Annotated in this window: 5 protein-coding genes; 4 read left to right on the top strand and 1 reads right to left on the bottom strand. The window is 61.9% G+C overall.

Going from position 1 to position 4,502, the window contains the following annotated elements; translation table 11 throughout:
• The first annotated feature begins 37 nt into the window (after positions 1–37).
• The 4 genes from AC1RTA_RS16335 to AC1RTA_RS16350 all read left to right on the top strand — a co-directional run bounded on the left by AC1RTA_RS16335 (position 38) and on the right by AC1RTA_RS16350 (position 3,090).
• Entirely contained in the window at positions 38–1,297 is a 1,260-nt protein-coding gene (locus AC1RTA_RS16335; protein WP_492785337.1) for a hypothetical protein, read from the top strand.
• A 17-nt stretch (positions 1,298–1,314) separates the two neighbouring features.
• Positions 1,315–2,070: a tRNA (guanosine(46)-N7)-methyltransferase TrmB gene (gene trmB, locus AC1RTA_RS16340; protein WP_492785338.1), complete on the top strand. Its 756-nt coding sequence runs from the start codon at positions 1,315–1,317 to the stop codon at positions 2,068–2,070.
• A gap of 414 nt (positions 2,071–2,484) precedes the next feature.
• Positions 2,485–2,853, top strand: a complete 369-nt coding sequence (locus tag AC1RTA_RS16345; RefSeq protein WP_492785339.1) for a hypothetical protein — start codon at positions 2,485–2,487, stop codon at positions 2,851–2,853.
• Positions 2,854–2,946: 93 nt separating this feature from the next.
• Positions 2,947–3,090, top strand: a complete 144-nt coding sequence (locus AC1RTA_RS16350; RefSeq protein ID WP_492785340.1) for a hypothetical protein — start codon at positions 2,947–2,949, stop codon at positions 3,088–3,090.
• A 680-nt stretch (positions 3,091–3,770) separates the two neighbouring features.
• Here the strand turns inward: AC1RTA_RS16350 and AC1RTA_RS16355 are convergent.
• Positions 3,771–4,502: NAD(P)/FAD-dependent oxidoreductase (locus AC1RTA_RS16355; RefSeq protein WP_492785341.1), on the bottom strand; the 732-nt coding region annotated here is incomplete at its 5' end.

Below are 4,502 nucleotides of genomic sequence, written 5' to 3' on the forward strand. Positions count from 1 at the left end.
GCTCCCCCACCACCGGGCTCATCGGCAAGAACTGAGCATGGCCGCCCCTGCCTTCCGTCCCCGCCTCGCGGTGCTCTCCCTGGCCCTGCTGCTGGCTCTGCCGGCCGCCCGGGCCGAGGAAGGCAGCAGCATTCTCATGCCGCCGCCGGACCCCAACCAGCCTTCTCTGCTGGAGCTGCTGCAGCGGGTGTTCACCCCGAGCGAGGACGGCGGCCTGGATGCGGCCAACCCCTGGACCACGCCCCGGGGCGTGGTGATCCAGCCACGCCCGGTGCAGAAGGTGACACCGGCGGAGGAAGAGGCCGTTGCCGCGCCGCCGCCCGCCCTGCCGGAAGCCGCTGCCGGCGAGGAAACCGTGGCTCAGCCCCTGGGCGAGCCGGACTTCAGGGAACAGCCCCTGGCCCCGCTGCCGGCTCCGGCCGCCAGCGCGCCGTCGGCCGTTCCCACGGCGCCCGCCGCGGCGCCGGAAGACACAGCCAAGGCCGCTGCCGAGGCCGCCGCCCCGGCGACTCCGGCCGCCCCCGTCGCGGCTGCACCGGCGGTGCCCCGCTTCCGCCCGGAGCGCCAGGGCTATGCCTTCGGCCATCCCCGCATCCTGGCCCAGCAAACCCTGTTCGGCCTCTCCCACGGCATTTCCCTGCTGGCCCGGGCCTGTTCCCTGTTGCCGGAAGAGGGCGAACTGGCCCGGGAAGCCTATGGCGCCTGGGAAGCCAGGAACCGGGTGCGCATCGAGCAGGCCGAATACGAGCTGGCCCGCTACTACTTCACGCCGCCGGCCGAGGAAGTGCGGCGCCTGGACCTGATCCAGGCCCTGCAGCTGAAGAGCGACCTGGGCCTGTCCACCGACGGTCCCGAACTGAAGGCCGCCTGCGCCACCCTGCCCGAAGCCCTGGCCAAGCCCCGCTACGACCTGGAGGCCCAATGGCTGCTCAAGGGAGATGTGGAGCGCCTGCGCCGGGCCACGGAAGCCCGGGAACTGGTGAGCCAGTGTCGCCAGCAGACCGCTCCCGAGGCCGTGGAACGGCTCGACGCCGCCCTCGCCGCCTGGGAACAGACCAACGCCGCCAGCGAAGCCGAGGCCCGGCAGCGCCTGGTGGCCGACATGGCCAGCCTGCCGGACCCCAAGCAGCCGGACCAGCCCGCCGACGGCGAAGCCCTGATGAAGACCTGGCAGGACGAGCTGCGCCGCGGTGTCGGCCGCCGTCTCGCCTACGGCGCCGCCGAGGCCTGCCCCGGCCTGGCCGATGCCCTGCCGGGCAAGGCCCACGCCCTGAACCACGCATTTGACGCTGAATGATCCACTGAAGGATGACCATGCAAGACCCGCAACGTGACGCCATAGACGGCGCTGACCTCCCGGCCGACTCCGCCGCGGACCAGGACAATCCCCTGGCCCAGCGCCACATCCGCAGCTTCGTCCTGCGCCAGGGCCGGGTCTCCAGCGCCCAGCTGCGCTACCTGGACGACATGATGCCGAAGATCGGCATCGAGCATCGTCCCCAGCTTCTCGACTTCGCCGCCACCTTCGGCCGCGAGGCCCCCACCGTGTTCGAGATCGGCTTCGGCATGGGCGAGACCTCGGCCAAGATCGCCGCCGTTCGTCCCGACACCAACTTCATCGAAGTGGAAGTGCACACCCCCGGCGTCGGCAGCCTGTGCAAGCTGGTGGCCGAAGGCAACCTCGGCAACATTCGCATCATCCAGCACGACGCCGTGGAAGTGCTGCGGGACATGATCCCCGAGAACTCCCTGGCCGGCGCCCACATCTACTTCCCCGACCCCTGGCCGAAGAAGCGCCACCACAAGCGCCGCCTGGTGCAGCCGCCCCTGATCGCCCTGCTCGCCTCCCGCCTGGCTCCCGGCGGTTACCTGCACTGCGCCACGGACTGGGAGGAATACGCCGTGCAGATGCTGGAAGTCCTCTCCGCCGAACCCCTGCTCGAAAACACCGTGGACAACAGCCACGGCGGCTTCGCCCCCCGCCCCGACTACCGCCCCCTGACCAAGTTCGAACAGCGCGGCCTACGCCTCGGGCATGGTGTGTGGGACGTGATCTTCCGCAAGAAGTAGGACCGCCTCTACCCCGCTCCTGACAGGCGCCCAGCCTGGAAGGTAAGCGGGGCGCAAATCTCCGGCGTATGTTTCCGGAGAATGGCTTGGGTATTGGGTTGCAGGGCAGGCGAGGTGGAAATCCTCCGCCCTGCCCGGCGCCGCGGAGCTCCTCCGCGGACCTAGAACGGCTGCAAGGGCCGTTCGGCACAAGTTCGCTCCCCGTTTTCCCCTATCCCCTCTGCGTACCCGATCCATGCACTCGACATGAATTCTGCGGCTGGTTATGCTCTCGGCTTGCGACTTGAATGCTGTAAGCATGCAAACTTTGGCGTCGCATTAACCGTTTCTTTATCAACGCACATAAATGCTGATTGTGCCGAGGCCGTTGCAGCGCAAGCGTTTGCAGGTGACATAGGACTTTGTGGAAATTAAATGAAACATCTAATAATCCCTTTGATGCTCTTATTCGCGGCGCACGCCACGGCTGCTGAATCTGAAAGTGAAATCGTCCAAACACTCGCCAGCTGCTTGCTTGAGAACGCTCCTGAATTGTGGGAATCAGTATCTGTCTCCTACTCACGAGAAGGAACAGATGTAGAGGGAAGAAAACAGGTCTCGGTAAAGCACAACGTGACTATCGGCAGTCAGACCACAAAGCTAGAACCCTGTCGCCCCTTAGTACCGGCCATGCTTGTTGAGAAGCTCAACAGAACCCTTCCAGACAACTCTCAGCAATGGAAACAAGTAACGATCACCATATTCAGAACAGGAAAATTCAAAGTTGATTGGATTCAGCCCTAACAATTCACTCAAGCAGACCTGCCGAAGACCCGCCTGGGTTTCCCCAGCCGCTTCCGTGCGGCAGTCCGCTTACCTAAATCTTTAGGCTTACCTATGACATTCGGTATCGCCAATCGAAGCCTCGGAATTTTTATCCCCGCATTTGTTGTGGGCTGGTATTCGAGTACTTTCTTTTTCCTGTTGTTGTTGCCCAGTTTATTGATTTATTGGCTGGCGAAAAAAATTTCTCCCGGCTGACGCGGCTATATACGCGTTCTCAATTGCCGTGCAATCTGCCCAAGTTATCGTTGGTCCGGTGTTTATGGTCGTGTTGATTTCAAGAATGCAGGCGCCAATTAACTTAATTGGCTTGATGGTTGATACAGTCGTTCCAGTAGCAGGGCTAGTGTGGCTTGTCATAAAACCTGGGCTCAAGCCCGTAGTTTTCCTCAGCGTATTTCAAGTAGGAATGCTGATTTTTAATGGCTATGTAAGTCTCCAATTGCCAATTGGAGACTCTCAGCATAAGGCTGTTGTAACTCACATTTTTTGGAGGGTTGAAGCTCTTGTTACCATGTGGTCATCACTTATGAATTACGAGCCGTCGAGCGCTAAAGCTATCGCTTAACATGGAGTCCAGAGTGTCAGAGAAGCCATATAGGCAGCAGTTGCGTGAAACATTTACCAAAACTTTAGACGAGCGATATGCAGAGTTTTCCACCGGCGAGAAGTGGGTGCATTGGATTTTTGTAGGGATTGTTTATGTCGTCATCATCGGCATCCTTCTCGTTTAGATACCCCTCTCGCAGAGCCCTGACCTTCAGTCCAGCACTATTTCCTGTCTGGAATAGCCGGAATCGGTCTATTAGACTAGTTGGTAGCCAAAAGAATGGCGCGGAACTCCGCGCCATTTTTGTTTCCGGGAAGCGGTTGCCTGATCAGCCCCGGTCCAGGAAATCCTCCGCCATGCCTTCGAACCAGACGAAGTCTTCCTTGGCCAGGTTGACGTCGTGCTCGTGGTATTCCTTCACCGTCTGCACGATCTTGCCCTCGGCGTTGAACTTGTACTGGAAGTCCACCAGGATGGCCTCGATGGGGTTGCCGTTGACGAACATGTAGCACAGGTTGTCCGGCAGCAACTTGTCGAAGTCCTTGCCCTGCATGCGGTTCACGATCTGGCGGGCGGCGATGCGGCCCAGGCGGTTGGCCACGTGGCCGCTCTTGGGGTACCAGCCGAACAGTTCCGAGGCCTTGCCCACGGCGTCGCCGATGATCCACACATTGGGGTCCTTGGCGCTGTGCAGGCCCACGTTGTGCTGGTCGGCCCAGCCGGTGGCCTGGCCCTTGTCGTCCTGGCCGATGAGGTCGGCCATCCATACCAAGTCGCCGGCCCGGTGAGGCGCCATGAGGATGGCGTCCTCGAACTTGAAGTCGCCGGCAGCGGTCTTTACCTGCTTGTTGTAGGGGTCCACCTCCTTCACCGTGGCGTTGGGCACGTACAGCACCTGGTCCTTGTACAGCTCGTCGAAGGCCTGCTTGAAGCCGATGCCGATGGGCGCGGGAGCCGGCTTGGGGTCGAGCAGGACGATGCGGCCGGGAATCTTGTGCTGCTTCAGGTGCCAGGCCATCATGCACACCCGCTCGTAGGGGGAGGGCGGGCAGCGGTGGGG

The sequence above is a fragment of the Azospira sp. MPR-E4 genome (assembly GCF_058809645.1).